20 protein-coding genes are annotated in these 22,703 nt (G+C 36.5%); 10 read left to right on the top strand and 10 right to left on the bottom strand.

Annotated features, from left to right (window positions below; translation table 11 throughout):
* Position 1 precedes the first annotated feature (1 nt).
* The 6 genes from sctT (at position 2) to LW139_RS18415 (ending at position 6,497) form a co-directional block, all read left to right on the top strand.
* Complete coding sequence (gene sctT, locus LW139_RS18440) at positions 2-775, top strand: type III secretion system export apparatus subunit SctT (RefSeq protein ID WP_166539933.1); 774 nt, start codon at positions 2-4, stop codon at positions 773-775.
* Positions 768-1,823 (top strand): EscU/YscU/HrcU family type III secretion system export apparatus switch protein, encoded by a 1,056-nt coding sequence (locus LW139_RS18435; RefSeq protein WP_247850357.1) that lies wholly within the window; start codon positions 768-770, stop codon positions 1,821-1,823. The genes sctT and LW139_RS18435 overlap by 8 nt, the downstream gene beginning before the upstream one ends.
* 134 nt (positions 1,824-1,957) lie before the next feature.
* A complete protein-coding gene (locus LW139_RS18430) occupies positions 1,958-2,473 on the top strand; it encodes a SycD/LcrH family type III secretion system chaperone (RefSeq protein ID WP_166539935.1) in 516 nt (171 codons plus the stop codon).
* Positions 2,466-4,571, top strand: a complete 2,106-nt coding sequence (gene sctE, locus LW139_RS18425; RefSeq protein ID WP_166539936.1) for a type III secretion system translocon subunit SctE — start codon at positions 2,466-2,468, stop codon at positions 4,569-4,571. The genes LW139_RS18430 and sctE overlap by 8 nt, the downstream gene beginning before the upstream one ends.
* A 16-nt stretch (positions 4,572-4,587) precedes the next feature.
* Positions 4,588-5,436, top strand: a complete 849-nt coding sequence (locus LW139_RS18420; protein ID WP_166539937.1) for a type III secretion protein — start codon at positions 4,588-4,590, stop codon at positions 5,434-5,436.
* Positions 5,437-5,438: 2 nt separating this feature from the next.
* Positions 5,439-6,497 (top strand): IpaD/SipD/SspD family type III secretion system needle tip protein, encoded by a 1,059-nt coding sequence (locus tag LW139_RS18415; protein WP_166539938.1) that lies wholly within the window; start codon positions 5,439-5,441, stop codon positions 6,495-6,497.
* 102 nt (positions 6,498-6,599) lie between these two features.
* Here the strand turns inward: LW139_RS18415 and LW139_RS18410 are convergent, their stop codons facing one another.
* The 6 genes from LW139_RS18410 to LW139_RS18385 all read right to left on the bottom strand — a co-directional run bounded on the left by LW139_RS18410 (position 6,600) and on the right by LW139_RS18385 (position 13,295).
* Positions 6,600-8,546, bottom strand: coding sequence for a TonB-dependent receptor plug domain-containing protein (locus tag LW139_RS18410; protein ID WP_247851237.1), 1,947 nt, complete (start codon positions 8,544-8,546; stop codon positions 6,600-6,602).
* Between the two features lie 269 nt (positions 8,547-8,815).
* Positions 8,816-9,670 carry a ModD protein gene (modD, locus tag LW139_RS18405; protein ID WP_166539939.1) on the bottom strand — a complete coding sequence of 285 codons (855 nt, stop codon included), beginning with the start codon at positions 9,668-9,670 and terminating at the stop codon, positions 8,816-8,818.
* Positions 9,667-10,491, bottom strand: a complete 825-nt coding sequence (locus LW139_RS18400) for a class I SAM-dependent methyltransferase (RefSeq protein WP_166539940.1) — start codon at positions 10,489-10,491, stop codon at positions 9,667-9,669. Before LW139_RS18400 ends, modD begins: the two co-directional genes overlap by 4 nt.
* On the bottom strand, positions 10,478-11,272 hold the full coding sequence (locus LW139_RS18395; RefSeq protein ID WP_166539941.1) for an ABC transporter ATP-binding protein: 795 nt from the start codon (positions 11,270-11,272) through the stop codon (positions 10,478-10,480). Before LW139_RS18395 ends, LW139_RS18400 begins: the two co-directional genes overlap by 14 nt.
* On the bottom strand, positions 11,269-12,267 hold the full coding sequence (locus LW139_RS18390; RefSeq protein WP_166539942.1) for a FecCD family ABC transporter permease: 999 nt from the start codon (positions 12,265-12,267) through the stop codon (positions 11,269-11,271). Before LW139_RS18390 ends, LW139_RS18395 begins: the two co-directional genes overlap by 4 nt.
* On the bottom strand, positions 12,264-13,295 hold the full coding sequence (locus LW139_RS18385) for an iron ABC transporter substrate-binding protein (RefSeq protein WP_166539943.1): 1,032 nt from the start codon (positions 13,293-13,295) through the stop codon (positions 12,264-12,266). Before LW139_RS18385 ends, LW139_RS18390 begins: the two co-directional genes overlap by 4 nt.
* Before the next feature lie 231 nt (positions 13,296-13,526).
* On the opposite strand from LW139_RS18385, the gene gntR reads away from it, so the two are divergent.
* The 4 genes from gntR (at position 13,527) to LW139_RS18365 (ending at position 17,789) form a co-directional block, all read left to right on the top strand.
* Entirely contained in the window at positions 13,527-14,522 is a 996-nt protein-coding gene (gene gntR / locus LW139_RS18380) for a gluconate operon transcriptional repressor GntR (RefSeq protein ID WP_109408387.1), read from the top strand.
* Between the two features lie 289 nt (positions 14,523-14,811).
* Positions 14,812-15,366 (top strand): gluconokinase, encoded by a 555-nt coding sequence (gene gntK / locus LW139_RS18375; protein ID WP_166539944.1) that lies wholly within the window; start codon positions 14,812-14,814, stop codon positions 15,364-15,366.
* Complete coding sequence (gene gntU / locus LW139_RS18370; RefSeq protein WP_088494488.1) at positions 15,363-16,700, top strand: gluconate transporter; 1,338 nt, start codon at positions 15,363-15,365, stop codon at positions 16,698-16,700. The genes gntK and gntU overlap by 4 nt, the downstream gene beginning before the upstream one ends.
* Positions 16,701-16,850: 150 nt before the next feature.
* Positions 16,851-17,789, top strand: a complete 939-nt coding sequence (locus LW139_RS18365) for a methyl-accepting chemotaxis protein (protein ID WP_166539945.1) — start codon at positions 16,851-16,853, stop codon at positions 17,787-17,789.
* Between the two features lie 66 nt (positions 17,790-17,855).
* Here LW139_RS18365 and LW139_RS18360 read toward each other — a convergent pair whose 3' ends face one another.
* The 4 genes from LW139_RS18360 to LW139_RS18345 form a co-directional block, all read right to left on the bottom strand.
* Positions 17,856-19,088 (bottom strand): SGNH/GDSL hydrolase family protein, encoded by a 1,233-nt coding sequence (locus LW139_RS18360; protein ID WP_109408384.1) that lies wholly within the window; start codon positions 19,086-19,088, stop codon positions 17,856-17,858.
* Positions 19,063-20,265: an SGNH/GDSL hydrolase family protein gene (locus tag LW139_RS18355; RefSeq protein WP_166539946.1), complete on the bottom strand. Its 1,203-nt coding sequence runs from the start codon at positions 20,263-20,265 to the stop codon at positions 19,063-19,065. Before LW139_RS18355 ends, LW139_RS18360 begins: the two co-directional genes overlap by 26 nt.
* Positions 20,252-21,670 (bottom strand): MBOAT family O-acyltransferase, encoded by a 1,419-nt coding sequence (locus LW139_RS18350; RefSeq protein ID WP_166539947.1) that lies wholly within the window; start codon positions 21,668-21,670, stop codon positions 20,252-20,254. Before LW139_RS18350 ends, LW139_RS18355 begins: the two co-directional genes overlap by 14 nt.
* A gap of 163 nt (positions 21,671-21,833) precedes the next feature.
* On the bottom strand, positions 21,834-22,628 hold the full coding sequence (locus LW139_RS18345; protein WP_109408381.1) for a protein bax: 795 nt from the start codon (positions 22,626-22,628) through the stop codon (positions 21,834-21,836).
* Positions 22,629-22,703 lie beyond the last annotated feature (75 nt).

Below are 22,703 nucleotides of genomic sequence, written 5' to 3'. Positions count from 1 at the left end.
TATGTTAATAATCTTCGAATATTTTAAAGTTTATCTTATTGATATCTTTTTTCTTATGGCACGTTTACTTCCTGCATTTATGTTTATTCCTTTTTTAAATAGTAGAATTCTTAATAGCCAATTTTTAAAATATGTTATTATTTTCTATGTTGCATTGGGTATAAAAGTCAGTATTCCCATTTCAGATGATATTAGAGATAACGGGGTTATTATTCTAATTAGTGAAATTATTATTGGCCTTTTTATCGGATTGTTACTTGCAACGCCATTTTGGATAGCCTCGGCATTTGGTGAATTTGTAGATAATCAAAGAGGGGCTAGTATTGGTGATACTATTAATCCTACAACAGGTATTGAATCTTCAGAATTTGCTTCGCTAACGGGATTATTTTGTGTTGCTTATTTTCTGCAGTTTGGTGGTTTAGTAACATTAATGACAGTCTTAAAAGATAGTTATAGTGTTTTTCCTGTTGGCTATTTTAATCAAAATATTGGTTATTCACTAATAGGAAAATGGTTGACCGATATAGTACGAGTGGCTATTGTTTTGGTTTCACCTGTATTAGTTTTGATGTTTCTTAGTGAAGTAGCATTAGGTGTTTATTCCCTTTTCTGTCCTCAGTTGAATGCATTTTCACTCTCTTTATGTATTAAGGGCATTATTGCTTTTTCTGCACTTCTGCTTTTTTTTACTTCAGCAATGACAAATGAATTATCAGGGTTTTTTAATTATCAGTATTTCCATACTCTCTTTATGAGTTTTTATTATGGCTGAAAAAACAGAAAAACCGACACAAAAGAAATTAGATGATTCAGCTAAAAAGGGGCAAACATTTAAAAATAAAGAGTTAACTTCAGGTGTGATTTATATTATTGGCATTATCTATCTTTTTCACCGAGTTAATTTTACAGAATTTATTGAATTTTACCAATCTATTTTATTAAATCCAACACATATTAATTTAGAAAGTTATATTAAAATAATATCAAAGCTATTTTTTAATATTATTATACCTTTATTGATTATTACTGCTTTCGTGGGTATTACTATCTCATTGTTTAAGTCTCGATTTAAAATAGCAACTGAAGCATTAAAAATAGATTTAAATCATATCAATCCAATCTCTGGTTTTAAGAAGATATTTAGTTTAAGAACAATAAAGGATTTCATAAAAACATTACTTTTTATTATCGTTTTTTTAGTGGTTTGTTTTGTTTTTATGGTAATAAATAGCCAAGAGATATTTTTACTTTATCGCTCTAATTTAAATATTGTAGTAGAAAAATGGTGCTCTGTTGTTGTCGATTTTGTTTTTATTTTCTTTATTCTTTCATTACCACTTCTTACTTTAAATATTATTGCTGATTTCTTCCTTTTCATGAAAGATATGATGATGGAAAAACATGAAATAAAACAAGAAAATAAGAATATGGAAGGAGATCCTGAAATAAAATCAAAACGCAAATATTTACACCAAGAGTTACTTGATGAGCCAATGAAAAAAGTGATTAGAGATTCTTCTGCTGTAATTGTTAATCCGACTCATATTGCTGTGGGAATTTACTTTGATCCTGATAATAATATTATGCCATTAGTTTCGTTGAAGTGTGAAAATGCAAAAGCACTGGCTGTAAAAACATATGCGAAAAAAGTAGGCACACCAATAGTTCGATATCCAGAATTGGCTCGAAAGCTATATCATAAATATCATCTTTTTGACGTTATGATCGATACTGATCTTCTTGATATTATGGATCTCCTAATTTGGCTAAAAAGAGTTGAATTAGATGGTAGATTAAGAGAAGAAATGGACTATAGATAGAAAAATACATTTATCTTATTTAAATAAATAGTATTTATTTTTATAAATAATAACGTTTGTTTTATTAAAGCTATTTTATAACCATTATTTTATGATTTTGTTAATTATTCATCCTTGATGAAAGGATTAACATCATGTCACTATATGAAAAGATGTCAGAAAAAGAACTTGATCAATTAGCAAGTTACATTGTTTCCATTGTCCAAAATGGTAAGACTATTAAAGATGAAGGCACAATTCCAGAAGGATTTATGGAAGGAATTTATTCATTTGCTTACGATTTCTACCAAAAAGGAAAGTTGGATGAAGCCGAAGCTATTTTCAAATTTTTATGTCTTTATGATTTTTATAATGTTGATTATATCATGGGACTTGCTGCAGTTAAGCAATTAAAAAAACAGTATCAAGCCGCCATAGATCTTTATGCTTTAGCTTATTTAAATGCAAATAATGATTATAGGCCTATGTTTTATGCTGGGCAATGTAATTTATCTTTAGGCGAAAAAGAGAAAGCAAAATATTGTTTTCATCAAGTATCGTTAAATATAAAAGATCCTATCATAAAAGAGAAAGCAGAGATTTATTTAACATCTTTAAAAGATATCCCTTTGGTCGTCATTAATGAAAATAAAGGAGATGAAAATGAGTGATACTATTGTTAATGGTTTAATATCTAATCGTTTAGTCTCATTAAAAATGGACGAAAAGGATCAGATTGTTGAGAACTTGACGAAAAAAGAAAATACAGTCAATGACAGTAACAAGAAAATTATTTCTTCATATTTTATAAAAAAAAATGAAAACATTTCAGTACCTATATTAAGGCCACCTGAAGAGCAGGAAAATGTAAATTCTAATATAGATATAAAACCTGAAGTAGGTGATTCATCTCAAAATAAATCAAGAAGAATAGAAAGGAGTAGTCAAGAGAAAAAAAAAGAAAATAATTATTTGGATTTACAATTAAAGTATCAAGGAATAATTAATGATGGTATTTTAAACTCTATTAAAGACACAGATAAATTCGAAGATTTTTTACATCAATTTGATTATTTAGAAAAGAAAATAGCAGGATTGGTTGAAGATTATAAATCTATTTTAGGTGATGTAAAAAAATACCAAGATGCCAATGTTGATTATTGGATGGCAGTATATAACTCTATACAAGAAAAAGGATTAAAAACAGAAAGTGAGGTATGCAAATATTTAAATAATAAAAATATTCCAAAAGAGATTGTTAATGATCTTATCCATAAAAAATTTAATAATAAATCTGAAATGGAAGATTATTTAATAGGGAAATATCCTGCTTTAAATCTTCCCAATGATATATCTAAAAATAAGCTATATGATCTTGATGATTTACACAGTGATATATTGGATTTTTTTAAGGAAATATCAAATATAGCTCCCCATGTCTCGATGAGTGACGAAAAATTAAAATCAATCTCAACAAATTTTAATCATCTTAAGAATATTATTGATAATAAGAGTGATGATCTTCTTACTAAGAAAATGCAAAGTGCAAAAAAGGCTTATATTGACCTGACTTTGACCCAGAGTCATATAGAACTTGAAATAGCCTCTCGCTCTTTATCAGGTTTGGCATTACTTACTTTTTTACTTGCTAAAGTTAGAGAGCTAACAATGAAAGTAATGCTACAACGTTCTGAAAATGAGCAAAAGCTTTTTGAAGAAATGCAAAAAGTAACAGAAAAATCATTGAGAGATAAGGTTGATGATCAAAAAGTAAAAATTAAAAAACAAGAAGAAATTCAATATTGGGCAGGAATTAGTTTAAAGATTTTAGGTGGTTTTCTCGCTATTTTTGCCGGTATTGCGGCTGTTTTTACAGCTGGCGCCTCTTTAGCATTAATGGCCGTGGCTGTAACACTTTTAGTTGCAGATGTAGCATTAACAGTCGCTGATGAGATTTATCAGGCCATTCATGGTGAATCTTTTATGGATGAAATAATGGCACCTGTTTCAGAAGCCATTATGAAAGTGATTGATAAAATGGTTGATGCTTTAATGGATATGTTTGAAGTTTTTTTAGACACGCTTAAAAATTTAGGTCTTGTCGATAAAATTGATGATATTAAAAAAGAAATATATGACAAAATGAAAATGGCACTAAAAATTTTTATTACCATTATTTTATTTGTTGCTGCTATAGCATTAACATTTGTTGCGGGGCCAGCAATTAATGGCATAACCAATGCAGCGAAAAAAATATTCAATGAGCAAATTAAACAGACATTAAAAAAAGTATTAAATGATTGTCTTGAGAAAATGCTCGGTAATATGATTAAAGAAATAATTATGCAAGCAATGGAAGAAATATTGAAAGCAATAAATAAAGCGATTACAAAAATTACCGACAATGTATTATTGCAAAAAATAACTACTATATTAAATAAAGTTAGCCATATGATAACAGAAGATATGTCAGAAAAAGCGGTGAATACAATTCATCGAATAGCTGTAAGTGCTAAATTATTAAATTCAGTTACATCCAATACTATTAACATTTATAGCAATATAATATCAGCCGATATTATGAGATCAGTTGCTGATAGTAAAAAGTTAAATGCAATTCTAGATTTAATTCAGAAGTTTATGGATAAAATCATGGAAGAATATAGTGATAATATGGATACAATTACGGAAATATTAAAAAATATGAGTGATAGCTACTCTATAAGTAGTAAAGTTAAATCTAACATAGCGAAAAGAATCTCTGCTTAATAAAAAGGAATATAAAATGGATATGAAAATTGATAATCATAACTTTTTAAATACTCTTTTTAATAAAGATGTATCAAATATTAGGAATGAAAATGAAATAGAGAATATTGAAGGGCTAAAAACACCCAATAAAACATCTTCAGAATATCTCACTAGAATTAGCTTTAGCAAAGATAACATAAGAATAAATGAAAATAAGCCTTTATTAAAAGGGCCGGAATATAATCACAGTAAAATGAAATCATTTTTGGATGAATTGGAGTTATCAAAGTCTAATTTAAGAGAAAATACGGTTATAAAAGTAGGTGAGTTTAATTTTTTATCAGATGATATGATGGCGTTAATTAATCTTTTTATTAATTATTACAAAGCAATGATTGAAAAGTTCGAAAGATCTAGAGAGCTTGGAAATATGTTAATGAGTATAGAGATAATATTAGCCGATAGTTCAAAAAATATTTTAAATAAAAAAGCAGATATGGTTGTAGCTGCTTCAGTAACTGGTGCAGGGCTTTCATTAGGCTTAAATATTGGTGGTGCGTCTATGTCTATTTTTGGTATGGGAAAAGGATTAGTCACTGGAAATACTAACCAGACAATATTAAAAGGAAATACGTTAACGAATATTGCACCTTCATTGAGTGGGATAGCGGAACAACCTATGCAAGCTGAGGCAATCCGTATTGAAGCTGAAGTAAAAGGAAATGATGCCGCAACTTCCGTTGCAGGACAATTAGTTAATAATAATAATGAACTACAGCGAAATGAGGCCGATATTATCAAAGCACTTTTACAAGGTATCGAAACTATTATTCGTGCAACACAAGATGTTGCATCTACAATAGGTTCAAATTTAAAAGGTTAATTATGATTAATAATTTGGGATCTTATCATTTACCTAATGAAGAAAATATTTATTCTCAATATTTAACTAAAAAAAAAGTGGATAAAGATCAACTTAATAATATAGTAAAAAATATTGAACGCAATGAGGATTATTTAGCGAGCAAAAAATTAATCAAAGATTTTGATGTGTCATTCGTTGATAATCCAAATTCAAAAAAAATCGCTTATAGTTTATCTAAATATGTTGAAAATCAAAAATATAATTCTAGTAGATTAGAAAGTAAAGATATTTTATCATCTATATCTAAAATAGAAACAGCAGAAGACTTAGGTAATAATGATAAAAATAAATTTATTGATTCATTAAGTGATCTTTTTGATGATATTAAATCGACGATTAATACAGGTAAGGCAGATTATTTAGATGTATTAAAAGATCTTTTTTCAAATTATATGGATTTTGTGAGTGCAATAAGAACGTTATTATCTAAATTGAGTGAAGCGACTAAAGCCGCTAAAAAAGAAGGCCGTATTAATATTCATCTTGAAGATTTTTATAATGAACTACAAGATTTAAAAAATAAGTATAGTGGTAAGCCACTATTAAGCTTAGATTTATTTTTTAAGAAAGATAAGGAAGGGCGTTACTACCGTGAAATAAAAGGAGAGAAAATTTTCTATGATAATAAAGATGATATTAACAGAGCAATGAAGGCCTTAGGAAATTTGTTGAATGGAATAAAAGGTGTAAAAGTGATTAAAGGTAATGGTGAAGGTAGTGACCATTATTTGGATCCTTATCTTGAGTTTTGGTTCAATGTACAAATTGATTTTACTGATCTTGAAAGCTTGTTAAAATCTTTAAAAGATAAAGGATTGGGATCACAAGATATTTTACAGACAGAGTTTGATCTATTAAAAAAGATGTTAGATTCATTTGAGAAAAAACTAAATAACAATCTTGATGAGTTTTCTAAAAAATACAGCACTGCAAATAGTAATTATGATAATTTTGTTAAAATAGTTAGTAGTACAATGAATACATTACTAGAAATGGCAAAAGGATTTCTACGTTTCTAAGGTTATATTGAGTAATATTATGGAAGATAAGATTTTTTACGAATAAAAGAGAGCTGATATATGATAGATATCAGCTCTTTTTTTTATAAATAATAATTTAAATTAAAATTTATATTCAATACCTAGCCAGTAATTACGGCCATCTTCCATATAACCTTGAGTATATTCATAAGACTTATCAAAAAGGTTATTTACAGAAGCATTAGCAGAAACTCCATACCCAAAATCATAATCTAAACGAAGGTCAGTTTTTGCATAACCTGCCAGTTTGTCATTTTCATCAATGCGGTTATAGGTCCAACTTTGTGCTTCTTCCATAATGGTAAAGCGAACCTGTTCAACAGGAATAAATGTCATCCACATATAGGCTTTATGTTTTGGTAAACCTTCAACATGTGCTACTTGTTTAGGATCGCTATGGATATAGCTGTAATTTAAGCCTAGCTCTAACCAATCTGTCACATTACCTTTAGTACCTAAATCAAGCCCAACATAGTCAACACGCCCACTATTTTGGTTTTGGAAGAATGCATTGCCACCACGATAAACGGTGTGTGCCATAATTGCATCACTGACACGGTTATAGTAAATACTGGTTTGGTAACCCCATTTATCCGTAATATGTCCTTCATAAGTTAAGTCGAAAGATAATGCGCGTTCAGGATCTAAATCTGGATTGATGATCCCTTTAGAGCCATCTTTGGGTTTTTCACTTGTGTAACGTTCTTTTTGTGTAGGGAAGCGGCTACGATCAGACACAGAGAAACGTACAGCATCATCATTGGCTAATGAATATTTTGCCATCATTTCCCAGTTAAAGGCTGTTTGTTTGTTATCATCAGCGCCTTTGTCAGTCTCAACGCTATCTCGCCAGTCATAGCTAATTGCACCCACTAAATCGAGATCATTAGTGGCAGCCCATTGATATTCAGTTGCTAAAGACCATGTTCTGTCTTTATAACGCATCCAATCACCATTTTTCTCTTTTTGAGAACGGTGAACGTCATCTTTCCAGTGAGCAGCGAAAGAGAGCAGATCATTTTCACGGGTATCGATACCTAATTGTAATGCAGCACCTGTACTGTAGTCGTCATAGTGACTGTAATCAGGTGTATCACCTTTTTTAGGGTACATATAAAGGGTATTTTCAAATTTATCGTGATAAGCACGGCTTTGTAATTTGATACCATCAGTAATTTGAGTAATACCGCTATAGTAATAGCTTTCTTTGTTGTAATCCGGCCATGCCCAATATTTAAATTTACCTTTACCCAATGTTGATGGTGGACTATTTTTTTCACCGTCTTGTTTTACATAAGTTAGGGTATATTCGTCAGAAGCACGTGGTGTCCAACCCACTTTGATCATGCCACGTTTATCATCTGTTGCTGAATTATCACGACGTCCATGAGTTCCCGCAGCCACATTATTTTCATCAGCACCAGGAATTGGAGTAAAGCGTTGTTTTAATTGGCTACCACTGATTTGAATAAAGCCTAAATCATTACGCGCACCTAAGCGTGCACTCATATTGTGTGCATAATCAGCACCACGAGCAAAACCTTGAGAATAAGCAATGCTTCCTTCTAATGGCTTTTTCGGCGTCGCAGTAGTGATATTAATTGCACCACCCATTAAGTTAGGGCCTTGCAGTAATGAGGTATAGCCTTTGTTGACTTCAATGCTTGCCAGATCGTTTGTGGTAAAACGAGCCAAGTCTAAGTTACCATCATAAGGAACATAAGTCGGGATACCATCAAAGAATACAGGTACTTGACGGCTATCAAAACCACGTACTTTAATGGTGTACTCATTACGGTTACCCGATTTTTGCATTACAACACCAGGTAATGTTGCAATGGCTTGCGCCGCATTGACCTTATTTTGTTCAAGCATTTGTTCTTGCGTTAATATATCTGGGTTTGCTGCAATTGGGCTACTCCATACGGTTAATAAGTCGGGAGTAGATTGCCCATAATTGGTGTCAGCAAAAGCAATACTGGGTAATAGAGCTAGAGATAAACAGCAGCATAGAGGTTTTAATTTCATCATTCCAATCTCAGTTCACAATCTATATATAATTTTTTATATAACGATATGCGTAAAAATAAATGAACAAAAAGAGCACTGACATCTGTTAGCGCTCGGTTTTTTTATAAAATAAAGCAACAAATTCATATAAAAGAAGCTCAGCAAAGATGTTCCTCTATGCCATTACAACCATTTCCTTGTTATAACTTCTTTTACATTCAGTAGATGTTGTCTTTATTTATTATTGATTAAATATGTAAATACTCACTTACTTATAAGTTGTTATTTTAATTTAATCTTTTTGGGTAAAGACGAACTTTAATATCCGTCGGTGGTGCATAATAAGGCGCAGATGTCACCAGTAAATTGATGCCTGTCTGTGCATATTTTTCAATTGTGTTTAAGTTAATACCACCTGCCAAGGAAAGATGGCAATGAGGTGCAATGTGAGGTATTTCTTGTTGTAGCTGTGCGATATCTTCAATAGAGAACTTATCGAGCTGTAAAATATCAGGTTGTGCTTTTAACGCTTCTCTTGCTTGTTCAATATCATCAGCTTCTACAACAATGCATTTTTCAGGTGCAGCTTGGCGTAACTGTTTAACATGTTGTGCCCAATTATCAGGCTCTGATAAAAATCGACGATGGTTAGCAAAGAGCAAAATAGTTTCGGAACAACCTTGGCGATGAATGACACCACCGCCCGCCAGTACAGCTTGGGTCGCCAGTAATTTAGTATTAGGGATATTTTTACGTGTACACGCAATTTGCCCTTTAGGTTGATAGCGGTGATAAATATCTAGCATTCTTGCCATATAATCACTCACGCCACAACTCCACTCAAGGACGTTTTGTACCACTTTCCAGCCTTGATGTAGTGCATCAGCACGGCCTTCTGCCGTGATTAAGCAATCACCTGCATTAGCAAAATCGCCATCTTGTTGATGTGCGATTACTCTTAATCCTAATTTTTCCAATAAGCGACAACCTAAAGTGATCCCACTGACGCAACCCGCTTCACGGCGTGTAAAGGTCATGGTGCCTAGTTGATCACCAATATTCAGCGCTCGGCTGGTGAGGTCGCCATATTGGATATCTTCCATCAACAAATTATCAAGAAAAGCATCAGGATAATAAATCATAGGTTCAGCTCACTTTCAGGAACGACATCCCAAGAAACCATTGCCCAATCACGAGTTGGCGAAATCAGTGAAACACCTTTTTCAATACTTTCATGATAGTAATTTGTTAGGCGTACAATTTCGTCTTCGCTTAAAGGTCCTACAGAGAAATTAATACCCTCAATAAATTGCTCAAGGCTATTGAAATTGCTTTGGCAATTACGGCTACGGATATAATCCACTTTAGGGTGAATACCCATTTGGTTTAGCATATTCACAGCATAAATGTACGTTGGAAGCGTAGGAACCTCACGACCTAGTAAGCGAATAATGCGTTGATCAACAAAGGTTGGCGAAACGGTGTGAGTGGTATAAACACGTAATTTGGCTTGGCGATTTAGTTTTAATAGTGCTGCTTGTAAATCCATGACCAATGTTGAACGTGAAGCGACAGCAATATCACAACGAGGAAGCTCATCCCAGCTATCTTCCCATGAGCACGTTATAAATTCTGCGTGGTTGATGCCTGCTTGTTCGGCTCTGCGTTTAGCGACTGCTAACATTCCTGTACTGTAATCAATACCGATGGTTTTTTTGAATTTATCTGCCACATGAATGCTGATAGAGCCAGGACCGCAGCCTACATCTAAGAGAGTTTCAGCACCAGTGAAATCCATCATTTCACGAAATTTTATTAAATAGGGATCGTTAGGATTGGCACAGGTTTCTGCCATTTTTTCAGCACGTTTATCCCAATGCTCAGGCTCTTTTTTGGTTCTTTCTGCCTGTACCATATGGTTTTTATAAAGTTCAGCAAAATCTGTGGTTTCAATTGTGTTCATATTCTTGCCTATGGTCATTTTTATTATCAGAGTAGGCGTGAAAATGCGCCTGAATATCTGTTGGTTGTACACCATAAAGGTGCGCTAAATTATCGGGTGTCAGCAAAATGTCAGGTCTATCTTGCAAAACGGGCACATGAGGTGTCAGCAAAATGACATCATCTGCCAAAGAAGCGGCATGTTGAGGGTGATGTGTGGACATAAAAACACTGATCCCTAATGCTTTTAATGCTTTAACTTGGGTAAGCAGTTTGATTTGATTACCAAAATCAAGGCTTGCTGCGGGTTCATCCATAATCAACAATTTGGGTTGTTGCACTAAAGCGCGTGCAATTAATACCATCTGTTTTTCACCGCCACTTAAGGTATCAAAAGTTCGGTGAGCAAGATGAGAAAGCGAGAGCATTTCTAAGGTTTCCATTGCCATCGTTTTATCTTGTGAGCTAGGCATCGAAAAAAAGGAGAGATGCGCACCTCGCCCCATTACAACCATATCAATAACATTGAAAGAAAAGGGGATATGTGTTGCTTGAGGTACATATGCCACCACTTTGGCTAGTTCTGTTGGTGACCACTCACTTAGTATTTTACCCGCAATATTAATCTCACCATCAATACAAGGTATCAGACCCAATAGCGTTCGCATTAGCGTTGTTTTACCACAACCATTAGCGCCTAATAAGCAGATGATTTGCCCTTGTTTGATGTGAAATGAGAGATCTTTAATTAAGGTTTTGCCTTTATAACCAATGGCGAGTTGCTTTGCATTAGCAATGATCATGTGCCTTTCCTCGTTCTCAGTAACAACATTAAGAAGAATGGCGCACCAATGGCGGAGGTTAAAATGCCTAAAGGGAGTTCAATATTGGCAATTGTGCGGGCTAATGTGTCAGTGATTAATAACATAATAGCGCCAACAAGCAAGGAAACTGGGAACTGTTGACTGAAGTTAGCGCCCACTAACAGTCTTGCAATGTGGGGAACAATTAAACCTAACCAACCAATAATACCCGCAATAGAAACTGCACTTGCAGTTATTAATGTCGCAGACAAAATAAAGACAAGTCGGGTTACTTCGACGTTTAAACCTAATGCTCTGGCTTCTTCATCAGATAAACTGAGAATATTCATACGCCAGCGTAATAAAATGAGTGGAATAAATCCGACTAACATTAAAGGTGCAACGGAAATTAAATCAGAAGCGGTAATAGTCGAAAGACCGCCTAAGAGCCAAAAGGTGATTGAAGGCAATTGAGTGTAAGGATCAGCAAGGATTTTCATTAATGAAATTGCGGAGCCACATAATGCACTAATAGCAATACCAACCAACACAAGGGAGAGTACTGGATCGTGTTGTTTTGCGAGCCTCGCAATAAAGTAGACTAGAGCAACCGTTGCTAAACCGCCCGCAAAAGCGAAAAGTTGAATTGACAACATGGATTGCCCAAGAAAAATACCTAATACAGCTCCTACGCCTGCACCTGATGAAACTCCAAGAATATCAGGTGATACTAAAGGGTTACGAAACATGCCTTGATAAGCCGCACCCGCAATCGCCAATCCTCCACCAATTAAAATTGCCGCCAGAACACGGGGAAATCTTATTTGCCAAAAGACAGTTTCAGTGCGGTTATACTCTACATTGCCCGTTAATTTATTACTCACTAGAGTCCATAGCTCATTGGTAGTAAGTGAATACTTACCACTTGTGATCGCAATTAACGCAACAATGGAGAATAACGCAAATAAAAGCGTGATGCGTACTGATTGACTCATGAATACCCCAATAATTGCTGACATTGTTCAGCACTTAATTGCGTATGGTAAAAATGAGCAAAGTAATTTTGCAGATCTTGAGCAGCTTGTTTTTCTATTCGAGCGTCAAAATGGCTTTGTAAGCGACGCATCCCCATTAAACGGTTGATACCCGGAGGACCATCTAACCAACCAAATGGTAAGCCTTTAAACAGTAGTACTTTGTTGTTTTTAACTGCTTGAATGCTTTTCCATACAGAATCTTGCATAATTTGCTGATAGGCATTTTCATCTTGTGTGATGATAATTTCAGGATCCCACATCAACAGTTGTTCTGGTGAAACATCCGTTAACCCAGTGAAATTAGGAATATCTACCACATTTTCAAAGCCTAATGTTTCAATAGCTTCGGTATGAATAGAGCTTCTTGCGCCTGTTTGTAATCCTTTCGCTCCACGAGCAAGGTAAAAACGAGGGTTTGTTTTTTGTGTAGAAGCAAACAAGGCGGCATCACTAAGATATTGCTCTGCAATTAGCGCTAATGTTTCTGCTCTTTCTGTAACCCCTAATAAAGCGCCTGTTTGACGCAATTGGGCAGGACTATCTTTTAATGTGCCATCAATTAACACATAAGGCACACCCGTTTGATCGGAAACGCGTTTCGCTAATGAGCGATAGGTTTCATCTACATTTCCACTATCAATAATGACATCGGGTTCTAACGTTAGTAAGGCTTCTAAAGAGAGGGTACTTCCTCGTCCTGATAATCGCCCTAAACGGGGTAATTTACGTAAATCCTCTGCAAATAAAGGGCTTTTCTCTAAGTTAAGGGATGAGAAACCTAATAGTTTTTCAGGGGCTAATGCGAGCAATAATTGATCGGTCGGAGGTCCTGCACTGATCACGCGATGGATCGCGGTTGATGCCGGAACGTGACCAAATTGTGCTGCAATACGCGAGGTTATCGCGGCTCTTACCGAATGCGGAAGTGCAGATAATGTCGCAATTGTTGTGAGGTAAGTTAGAAATTGTCGTCTACGGATCGCCATAAGTTCACACTGTTTATTGTTTTATATTGATATCGTTGTTTCATTTATTATACAGCGAAGAATACTATATTTCCTTTGGCTTAAGTCAAGGGATCATCAGTCAAAATCAAATCTAAGCACACATCTGAAAAACTTTATTCGAAATAGTGTATAACCTAGGGCTATAATCAGCGTTCTTGGAAAATTAAAGCGCGTATTAATACGAGTGTTTTTGGATAGTTGCGATATAAAATGAAGAAAAAACGCCCATCATTACAGGATGTAGCTTCGCGAGTTGGTGTTACCAAAATGACAGTGAGTCGTTTTTTGCGTAACCCAGAACAGGTCTCTGAAGCTTTACGAGAAAAAATTGCGCGCGAGTTAGACAGTCTTAATTATATTCCTAATCGCGCCCCTGATATTTTATCTAATTCTACCAGTCATGCGATTGGGGTATTGCTACCTTCTTTAACTAACCAAGTTTTTGCTGAAGTTATTCGTGGTATTGAATCAGTGACCGATAAATACGGTTATCAAACCATGTTAGCGCACTACGGATATCGTGCTGAAAAAGAAGAAGAACGCCTACTTTCATTGCTCTCTTATAATATTGATGGGCTTATTCTTGCAGAAAGAACACACACGCCAAAAACAATAAAAATGCTAGAAACAGCAGGCATTCCTGTGGTGGAAATCATGGATAGCGTTTCACCTTGTTTTGACTCTGCCGTGGGATTAGACAACATTGATGCATCACAACAGATGGTCAGTGAAATGATCAAGCGCGGTTGTAAGCGTGTTATTTATCTTGGTGCAAGACAGGATGAGCGTACTCTAATGCGTTTAAACGGGTACGAGAAAGCGATGCAAAATGCAGGCTTACCGACAGGCAGTGTAATGACACCGAAAAGTTCGTCGTATTCTTTAGGTGCTGAATTATTACATGCAGCACGTAAACAATACCCTGATTTAGACGGGCTTTATTGTACCAATGATGATATCGCTATTGGTGCTGTTTTTGAGTGCCAGCGCTTAGGTATTTCAGTGCCTAATGATATCGCCATCTCTGGTTTTCATGGACATGACGTAGGGCAAGTAATGACACCTCGTCTGGCGAGTATCTTTACTCCGCGTGATGAAATGGGACAACAAGCGGCAGATTTATTGCTTAAGCGTATGAAAGGCAAAATTGCTCGAGGACAAGTTATTGATGTTGGTTTTCGCATTATTACAGGTGAAAGCATATAATAATTTAAGTTATTGATAATATTTGAATTTATCATTTAATAACCCTATTGTTATGAAATAATTAACAGTAGGGTTTTTTATTGAGCCTTAAATAAATATCGAGTTGCTTCTCCAATATTTTGTTGTCAGTTTGTAGATCATCTTACTTTCATTTGAGAGTCGCCTCACATTTTCACTTCTTAGTTGATTTTCGTTGTTGTATTTACCTTACCACTTCGGATATGTTACCCGTAACAGTTACGGGTAACATTACAAAAAAGACTTAATATCTGCCTTAAAGGAGCATTCTATGAACGATACCCAATCCCTACACCATGTTTTCATCTTAATGGGGGTATCAGGCAGTGGTAAATCTGCGGTCGCAAGTGGTGTGGCACAACGTACAGGTGCCGCATTTTTAGACGGTGATTTCCTACACCCTCGCTCAAATATTACTAAAATGGCATCAGGCCATGCTTTAAATGATGAAGATCGCAAACCTTGGTTACAAGCACTCAATGATGCTGCTTTTGCGATGCAAAGAACTAATAGCGTATCGCTAATTGTCTGTTCTGCATTGAAAAAACAGTATCGTGATATGTTAAGAGACGGCAATCAATGCCTGCACTTTTTATATTTAAAAGGTGACTATGAGCTGATTGAAAGCCGCTTAAAAGCACGTAAAGGGCACTTCTTTAAACCTCAAATGTTAGTGACTCAATTTGAAACCTTAGAAGAGCCAACCAACGCTGAAAATGATGTGTATGAAATTGATATTTCAATGCCACTTGATGATGTAATTGAAAGTGCAATCAATAAAATAAATTCAGTGACACAAGGGGCTTTTGAAGGGGAAACAGTATGAGTACATTAACGCTTGTGCTAACTGCGGTTGGCTCGGTTCTATTATTACTCTTTTTCGTTATGTATGCGCGTTTGCATGCATTTATTGCATTGATGATTGTTGCTATCGGCGCAGGTATTTTCTCTGGAATGCCTCTTGAAAAAATCACGCAAACTATGCAAAACGGAATGGGCGGAACATTAGGTTTCCTTTCTATCGTGGTCGCACTGGGTGCAATGTTCGGTAAAGTGCTACACGAAACTGGGGCATTAGACCAAATCGCAGTTCGATTATTAAAATATTTTGGTGAGAAACGAGCTAACTACGCATTGGGTATTGCTGGCTTAATTTGTGCTCTACCTCTGTTCTTTGATGTCGCCGTTGTCTTGTTAATTGGTGTTGTATTTGCTGTTGCTCGCCGTACTGGTGGCAATGTGGTAAAAATGGCGATCCCTCTGTTTGCGGGTGTTGCAGGTGCTGCCGCCTTCTTATTACCAGGGCCAACACCAATGTTATTAGCTGACCAAATGAATGCTGATTTTGGTTGGATGATCTTAATTGGTTTATGTGCAGCTATTCCGGGCATGTTATTAGCAGGTCCTATCTTCGGTAACTTTATCAGCCGTTACGTTACCTTAGAATTACCAAAAGATTTGTCTGAACCAAGTTTAGGCCAAAACAAAATGCCTTCTTTTGGTTTCAGTCTTGCACTGGTGTTATTACCTTTAGTGTTAGTGGGATGCAAAACTATTGGTGCGCGTTTCGTTGAGAAAGGTTCAGAGCTGTACAACATCCTTGAATTTGTTGGTCATCCATTTATTGCGATTCTTGTGGCTTGTTTAGTGGCTATTTACGGTCTTGCGATCCGTCGTGGTATGAGCAAAGAAAAAGTAATGGAAATCTGTTCTGCAGCAATCCAACCTGCGGGGATCATCTTACTGGTTACTGGCGCGGGTGGTGTCTTTAAACAAGTACTTGTAGATTCAGGTGTTGGCCCTGCATTAGGTAATGCTTTAATTGGTGCTGGTATGCCAATTGCGGTGGCGTGTTTTATTCTTGCTGGTGCAGTGCGTGTTATTCAAGGCTCTGCAACGGTTGCTTGTTTAACCGCAGTTGGTTTAGTTTTACCCGTTATCAATGAGTTGGGTTACAGTGGCGCTCAAATGGCGGCATTATCAGTGTGTATCGCTGGTGGCTCTATTATTCTTAGCCACGTTAATGACTCAGGTTTCTGGTTATTTGGTAAATTTACTGGTGCTACAGAAGCACAAACCTTAAAAACATGGTCTTTAATGGAGACTATTCTTGGCACAACAGGTGCAGTTATAGGCATGATCTTCTTCGCTTTTCTTTAATATCTAATCTTTATTTTCACATTATTTAGCGCGTCTTTTGACGCGTTTTTTTTCATTACAATAAATGACTATCAAATGTGACAGAAAATACCAAATTTCTCATTAACCTATAGGCTCTTTATTCGGTGGGCACACTAGGGTTGTCATATTATGGTTGACTATAATTCGCTTTTTATTAAACACACTGATTGCAATATTCACACAATCACGCTTATTCGAAATTCCATCTTAATATCCAGCAATAAGCTACAAGACAAGCTTAATCTGCTTGAGGAAATGGAACATCTCTTTAGTGAAATGTTAGATAATTCCCAGTCATTAGCTCAATTTTTAAATGAAATTGATGCGCATTTTACACATAGCAGAGAAGAGATAGACAATTTTTCAGGCTGGTTAAAAAAAATCAAAGATAGCGCCTGCAATATTGATAGGCTTTCAAATCAGGCTAATATTTTATCGATAAATTCAGCGATTGAAGCTGGTCATATCGGCCGTGAAGGTGCAGGTTTTGCCGTATTAGCTCAAGAGATGAAAAAGTTATCCTTAGAAATTCAGCAACAAGCCTCTTCTATTGCCACCATTAATAATAATTTAGATGCTCGCTTTACTCTTATTAAAGAAGTCACAGAAAAAAACCGAGAACATGTACAACAAGTTAAACAATTGGTTGTAGAAGGCCACCAGAACTTGGTGTCATTATCAGAACAAGCAGGTGACCTAAAACATCTTTTTACGTTTATTGCGATGGAACAGTTTTTTAATACCATCAAACTGGATCATGTTTTATGGAAAGAAGCTATCTACATCCACTTACTTAATCATGATGATGAAAACAGTGTTAATCAGCATACAGAGTGCCGATTAGGAAAATGGTATTATCAAGGAGATGGTCGGAAATTCGCAAATACTGAGGCTTTTCGTCGCCTAGAAGAACCCCATAAGTTAGTGCATGAATGTGGTCGTTTAGCGCTGAGCGCCAATATAGAGGGCAATCAAGAGGCGGTAACTCGGTATATCGAACATATGGAACAAGCCAGTGTTGATGTTATCAAGTATGTGGATGCTTTATTAAATCTCATTGATGAGTGATTAATCCATTCAATGAGAAAAGTAAAAAGGAGCAATAAGCTCCTTTTGGTATCTTGAAAGACTGAATTAGCTTTTGTTCATTAAGGTATTCAATTGACTATACAGCGTATTAGCACTGCTCTCATACCCTTCACGAGAAAGATGCACACCATCAGGCCTTGCTAAATCATACAACGCCCAAGCTTTTATCGAGCATTCTCCCCCCATATAGTCACGCCAATCCCAAAATAGTGTTTTCTCTTGTTGAGCCACTTCTTTTTGTATCCTGACAATATCGCTGAGCCATTGAGGCTGTTGTGAACGGCAATCAGGGGCTTCTTTATTTTTAACTGAATCAGACGGCCCAATTAATAAGATAGCGCTATTCGGTGCTTGTTGGCGAATTTGACGAATTTTATCTGTCAGTTGTTGGCGATAGGCATTCAAATCGAAGGTATCATTAAAGGCTTCATTGGTACCATAAGCTAAAATGACCATATCGGGATTTAGCTGGCCCAATGTTTCTGTCCATTGCGTACCCCATCTATCCATCATATTGATTGTGGCGCCATTAATACCTAATGAGGAGAGCATGACACCAGGTTGTTGGTTGGTGATCAGCCAACCTCCTAATTTAACTGGCTGGCTTTTACTAACCGTTATACTGACTGGAAAAGTTATCGTTGTTGGATTTGAAAACTGCCATTTACCTTGAGTTTGCGATAATGAAAGGACTTTGCTTGTTGATGACTGTACATTTACTTGTGCTGTAGTTGGCGTTTTATAGAGCGCCTGTAACTGATAACGTTGCTGAGTTACTGGGTTTTCAGATAACTGTAATTTAGCCCATTTAGCTTGTGGTTCACTAATAAACCCACCTAATGGGAAATCAGGATCGCTATCTTTTCTGCTTGAAAGTAGTGTCCATGCTTTTTTATCACTTTGGTATTGTACGTTTGCAATACGTTGCCCAGCGATATTAGTCGGAGGAATAAAACCAATACCGCCATTACCGTAATCGGCTTGAAAACGTTCACGCAACTTACCACTGAAAAAATCAGCCGCAGTATGAGAATCCCCTAACTGAACAATGTGCACTGTTTGACGGCCTTGTTGTAACTTTTTAACAAAGCTTGAAAAGTGAGGATCGTGGTAGTTGTAGAGCTGTCTTGAACCATCAGCAGGTAATACTGTGGGGGTAGGTAACTTCACTGTTTTTTCAGTGTCTTGGTTACAAGCAACTAAGAGTGAAACCAAAGCCAGTATAATTGAGCTACTGACTAAAGTTTTACGCTCAAGGATGTGCGTTAATTGTTTCATTTACAATAACCGTGTTTTTATCTTTTACATCATCGACTGCATTATCTTCTTTTGTTTCTTCTTGAAGATGAATACGTGAAAATACCTGTTGAGCAATAATTTGCTGACCTTTTAAGCTAAAATGAATACCATCACCAGCTCTTAACTTAACACGGCTGCTACCATCACCCATATAATCAGAATAAATATCTTTCTCATATTTAAACATATCATTGACGGAAAGGTAAATTTCACCCATTTTCTCAGCTTCTTCTCGGTAAAGTTTATCAAGGTATGCCATACCTTCAGATAACTTCTGCTTGCGCATATTGGGTGGCCCCACCCAAATAACCGTGACATTATTTTGTCTGGCATTTTCTATAATACCTGCAATGCGCGCTCGATAAGTTGATTCCCATGCTTCACTAGCAAATTTTAAGTAACGCCCACCACCATCAGGTGGCATATCCCAAGGATCGTTAGGGCCTAAAAAGACCACTAGTAATTTAATGCTGTCATCACTGGCTAAACGTGTGGCGATAGTTTGTGGCCAATTGAAAAAGCGCGGATAAGCAAGCCCTGTACTTTGTTTACTTAAATCAATACTGCTGATGTTGTAATCCGTTTGCAGTTGACGTTTAAGTAACGGTGCGACACCTTGCATCATTGAGTCACCCGCAAATAGGACTTTATCTTTTGGTGATAAGATAATTTCTGTTTTTTGAACGATAGGTTTTAAGGCTTCTAATGCCGCATCGGAGACGTCAGTAACAGAATGGTAAGGTAATCTTCCCATTGTTTGCTTACGCTCTAATAATTGCGGAAAGCGTTGCGTTAGTTGAGATGCAGGTCGCGTATATCCATTAAAGAAGTGCAAGCCAACGGCAAAACCTTCAGGAAGTTGCTCTGGTGTGGAGGTTTGTACAATAGGTTTTGCCTGATTATCAGGATGGTGAACCTGTAGATAATCGCCATAGCTTGCTATTGCAACAAATACACCATCACGCAGTTGTCCCCCCACTTCCCAAGCGTAATAATGAGAAAGCCCCGACCAAGGTGCAGGGCGATGATATTGTTGTTGCCAAAAGCGCTCTAGTGATGTTTGGTTTAGCCAAATCAGCAAAAGGGTACTCAACAGCACCATTAAGGTAACTTTTGCTGTCTTTTTTAGGTTTGAGCAGAAATCAAAAGCTGGCATAAATAAATCCTGGCACCCCATCTGGAGACAACATAAAAATAATTGTGAGGATCAACGCAAGTGGTAGAGGATAAACATACCACGGCACTCTTTTCTCAAGACGAGCCACTATATCTCTTAAGGTCACAAAGCAAGGATAAAGCAAGAACAGTCCCCAGAACATAAAGAGCGTTAAACCTTCAGCTTGTAATGATGCCCAAGCGCCTGTACTAAAGAGTTGTTGTATTAACACAAACGCATCACCTACAGTTTGACTGCGGAAAAATATCCACGCAAAGCAAACAAAGTGGAAAGTGATTATCCATGACAACAACATATTTAATGACGATAACGCGCTCGGTGGGGCATTTTTCTTCACAGGAAAGAGGCGGTGTTTAATATTTAATAGCACCACACCAATCCCATGAATAGCACCCCAAATAATAAAGGTCATGGCAGCGCCATGCCATAATCCAGAAATCACCATCGCGGCAAAGGCATTAAAGTTCTGCCTAATCACGCCTTTACGATTCCCCCCTAAAGGAATATAGACGTAATCACGAATAAAGGTAGATAAACTGATGTGCCAGCGACGCCAGAAATCGGCTAAGTTTATCGCTAAATAAGGGGCATTAAAGTTACGAGGCACGACAAAGCCCAGTAATAACGCAATACCAGTGACAAGATTGGTGTAACCTGAGAAATTGAAATAGATATGCCATGCGTAGGCATAAACTGCCGCCAGCACTTGTCCGCTTTGCGCTAAATCGGGTGCATTAAAGACCGGATCAACATAGTTTGTTGAAAACCAACCACTCAACCAAAAGAGTTTTGCGATAGCCAACACAATCAGCATAATCGCCCCTTTGTAATCAATGATTTTTCGGGTTGGAGCCTGAATTTGCGGAAGAAATTCTTTAGCACGATTAATTGGGCCAGCTACGATGCTTGGGAAAAAGCATAGATAAAGCACCACATCCAAAAACGGTGCTTTGGGGATCTCTTTTCGACAAACAGAAACCACATAACTTACCGAGTGGAATATATAGAATGAAAGCCCTAATGGCGCAAGTAATTCAATCAGCGGTAACTCAATGCTGAGTCCCCATTGTTGGAATGCTTGTGTCAGCGTTTCTTGGAAAAAGGAGTAATATTTAAAGGCAGTAAAGTAGACACCCACCAATAACCCTAATAGCCAATATATGACTTTAGAAGAGGTGTACTTGGTTAATATATTTGCCAGTAAATAAATTAACAGTGTATAGCTTAATAAGATAATCGCAGGACGATAATCTACATTAAAGAGAAAAGCATAACTGACTGTAATCAGTAGAATATTTTGGATCTTAACGTGCTTTTGGAAGAGCCAGTATAGAATAAAAAAGCTAACAAAGGCTCCGAGAAACTCGAATGAAAAAAAATTCATAAATGGCTCTAAGGGTGTGATTTAAAAGTCATACCAAACGTGTTACCCCATATATTATGAATTCTAAGCTGGCTTTCAATCAAAAGATTATCTTGTGATAAATAAAAGCCACTTTTCTCTAGAAAGAAAAGTGGCTTTTTGCCAGATGAAAGCCTGTTAAGGCTTAACTATCTTGTTTCGACTGTAACTGAACTTGAGTGATCAGTTTTTTATTTGAGTCGAACATTTCGGTCAGATAATCGTTATAACTTGAACCCAATTCTGAGTAACCTTTCAAGTCAGTGATTAACTGGCGAGAGTCGAGTTGTTGCTGCGTCATTCTTTGCTGTGCTCTTGAGGAGCGCAATGAATTATAGGCGCGGTGCGTATTGAGATTACGCATATAAGCAATCACTGAGCCTTCAATATCAGGGTAGGCTGCATAGCCTTTGGTTTTCCCTGGAACGTTATTGCAAGACTGACTCCCACATCGCATACCGAATAGATTGTTATTTTGTTGTGCCAACTTTGATGTTCCCCAGCCAGATTCTGTAGCGGCTTGCGTTGCGACAAAGTGTGTCGGAATAATATCAACGCGAGTCAGTAACGAATCCCAATTTACTTTTTTAGGGCTGGTACATGTGACGCCATAGTATTGACAGATTTCACGCAGTTTTTTTAAATCTGCGCTGCCCCAGTGCTGGGCTTTACGTTGAGCAGTTAACCACTCACGATCTCTCATTATCTTATTATTAACATTGTCAATAATAGGAACTATGACATTTAAAAACGCTTTCTTACGCTGTGTTCCCGAAGGGTATCTTTTCAAATCTGGCAACGGTGTTGACGTGCTTTTGAAAGAATACGCCTGCAGTATCTGGGAACTGCTGGTACTGGTTGAAGCAAAACTTACACCAGTAAATAGTAGTGAAATCAAGAAAGCGAAGACGGCACTTGTCCTCATCAATTGAGAGGGCATTGCTTCTCCTCGTTTAACTGGATAAAAATCGAACGAATACTAGCAAATTACTTTTTTCATAGCTACAAAATATCA

It is taken from the genome of Proteus vulgaris, from assembly GCF_023100685.1.
In the GTDB taxonomy this organism is placed as follows: domain Bacteria; phylum Pseudomonadota; class Gammaproteobacteria; order Enterobacterales; family Enterobacteriaceae; genus Proteus.
The sequence above is the reverse complement of the archived record's forward strand: the minus strand, read 5'-3'. Positions and strand labels throughout refer to the sequence as shown.

Bases quoted from the DNA above. Each gene is read 5' to 3' on its own strand.
- LW139_RS18420 (WP_166539937.1), top strand. From the start codon at position 4,588: ATGGATATGAAAATTGATAATCATAACTTTTTAAATACTCTTTTTAAT.
- LW139_RS18345 (WP_109408381.1), bottom strand. From the start codon at position 22,628: ATGCCCTCTCAATTGATGAGGACAAGTGCCGTCTTCGCTTTCTTGATT.
- modD (WP_166539939.1), bottom strand. From the start codon at position 9,670: ATGATTTATTATCCTGATGCTTTTCTTGATAATTTGTTGATGGAAGAT.
- gntK (WP_166539944.1), top strand. From the start codon at position 14,812: ATGAACGATACCCAATCCCTACACCATGTTTTCATCTTAATGGGGGTA.
- gntU (WP_088494488.1), top strand. From the start codon at position 15,363: ATGAGTACATTAACGCTTGTGCTAACTGCGGTTGGCTCGGTTCTATTA.
- LW139_RS18430 (WP_166539935.1), top strand. From the start codon at position 1,958: ATGTCACTATATGAAAAGATGTCAGAAAAAGAACTTGATCAATTAGCA.
- LW139_RS18400 (WP_166539940.1), bottom strand. From the start codon at position 10,491: ATGAACACAATTGAAACCACAGATTTTGCTGAACTTTATAAAAACCAT.
- LW139_RS18360 (WP_109408384.1), bottom strand. From the start codon at position 19,088: ATGAAACAATTAACGCACATCCTTGAGCGTAAAACTTTAGTCAGTAGC.
- gntR (WP_109408387.1), top strand. From the start codon at position 13,527: ATGAAGAAAAAACGCCCATCATTACAGGATGTAGCTTCGCGAGTTGGT.
- LW139_RS18435 (WP_247850357.1), top strand. From the start codon at position 768: ATGGCTGAAAAAACAGAAAAACCGACACAAAAGAAATTAGATGATTCA.
- LW139_RS18390 (WP_166539942.1), bottom strand. From the start codon at position 12,267: ATGAGTCAATCAGTACGCATCACGCTTTTATTTGCGTTATTCTCCATT.
- sctE (WP_166539936.1), top strand. From the start codon at position 2,466: ATGAGTGATACTATTGTTAATGGTTTAATATCTAATCGTTTAGTCTCA.
- LW139_RS18365 (WP_166539945.1), top strand. From the start codon at position 16,851: ATGGTTGACTATAATTCGCTTTTTATTAAACACACTGATTGCAATATT.
- LW139_RS18355 (WP_166539946.1), bottom strand. From the start codon at position 20,265: ATGCCAGCTTTTGATTTCTGCTCAAACCTAAAAAAGACAGCAAAAGTT.
- LW139_RS18415 (WP_166539938.1), top strand. From the start codon at position 5,439: ATGATTAATAATTTGGGATCTTATCATTTACCTAATGAAGAAAATATT.
- LW139_RS18350 (WP_166539947.1), bottom strand. From the start codon at position 21,670: ATGAATTTTTTTTCATTCGAGTTTCTCGGAGCCTTTGTTAGCTTTTTT.
- sctT (WP_166539933.1), top strand. From the start codon at position 2: ATGTTAATAATCTTCGAATATTTTAAAGTTTATCTTATTGATATCTTT.
- LW139_RS18385 (WP_166539943.1), bottom strand. From the start codon at position 13,295: ATGGCGATCCGTAGACGACAATTTCTAACTTACCTCACAACAATTGCG.
- LW139_RS18395 (WP_166539941.1), bottom strand. From the start codon at position 11,272: ATGATCATTGCTAATGCAAAGCAACTCGCCATTGGTTATAAAGGCAAA.
- LW139_RS18410 (WP_247851237.1), bottom strand. From the start codon at position 8,546: ATGAAATTAAAACCTCTATGCTGCTGTTTATCTCTAGCTCTATTACCC.